General features: G+C 41.8%; 1 protein-coding gene and 1 tRNA gene. One reads left to right on the top strand and one right to left on the bottom strand.

The features are described from left to right. Positions 1 to 211: 211 nt before the first annotated feature. The gene (locus CWC30_RS17890; protein ID WP_138627765.1) at positions 212 to 709 is read left to right on the top strand and encodes an REP-associated tyrosine transposase; all 498 of its coding nucleotides are present in this window, start codon (positions 212 to 214) and stop codon (positions 707 to 709) included. An 82-nt stretch (positions 710 to 791) separates the two neighbouring features. On the opposite strand, the gene CWC30_RS17885 is transcribed toward CWC30_RS17890, so the two are convergent. Next, positions 792 to 868: transfer RNA gene (locus tag CWC30_RS17885), tRNA-Val, on the bottom strand. Positions 869 to 911 lie beyond the last annotated feature (43 nt).

Below are 911 nucleotides of genomic sequence, written 5' to 3'. Positions count from 1 at the left end.
GTAGTCGTTGCTGTCTTTGTCTGAGGCGCCATCCGACGATGTTGGATAATCCGGAGGCGTCATCCGACGATGTTGGATAATTCGGAGGCGTCATCCGACGATGTTGGATAATTCGGAGGCGTCATCCGACGATGTTGGATAATTCAAAGGCGTTATCCTACGATATTGAATAACCCAGAGGTATTAGCCGTTTATTATAAGGAGATTTTTTGTGAGATATCGTCGAAATTATCAACCGGGAGGAACGTATTTTTTTACGGTTAATTTGCAGGATCGTAAAGAGTCATTATTGGTTGAGCATATTGATTTATTGCGTGAAACTGTACGCTGGGTAAAAATGCATAAACCATTTTATATTGATGCGTGGGTGGTGTTGCCTGATCATATACATGCAGTGTTAACTTTACCCAAAGGTGATAGCGATTATTCTGGCCGTTGGCGCGAAATTAAAAAACGTTTTTCTAAAGGCTTGCCTAAAAACGAATATTTATCACTCGCACGCGTTAATAAAAATGAACGAGGGATTTGGCAACGCCGTTTTTGGGAGCATACCATTGTTGATGAACGTGATTATTGGCACCATGTAAATTATGTGCATTTTAACCCGCTTAAACATGGTTTGGTTGAACGGGTGGTTGATTGGCCTTATTCAAGCTTTCATAAAGCGGTCGCATCAGGAATGTACAGCCGTAATTGGTGTGGGGAATAATATAATATATTTTATGTCGGGTGTTTCACCCATGTCGGGTGGCGCGGCTTCGCCACTTAACCGACCTACGTTCTTTTTGAATTGGTACGACCGAGTGGATTCGAACCACCGACCTCTACCATGTCAAGGTAGCGCTCTAACCAGCTGAGCTACGGTCGTACAATTTTTTTAGGTAAAATAAATTTATTAAAAAAAGCTTGTA

The organism is Pseudoalteromonas sp. S4741, assembly GCF_005886135.1.
Lineage (GTDB): Bacteria > Pseudomonadota > Gammaproteobacteria > Enterobacterales > Alteromonadaceae > Pseudoalteromonas > Pseudoalteromonas tetraodonis.
This window is presented reverse-complemented; position numbering and strand designations above follow the sequence as displayed.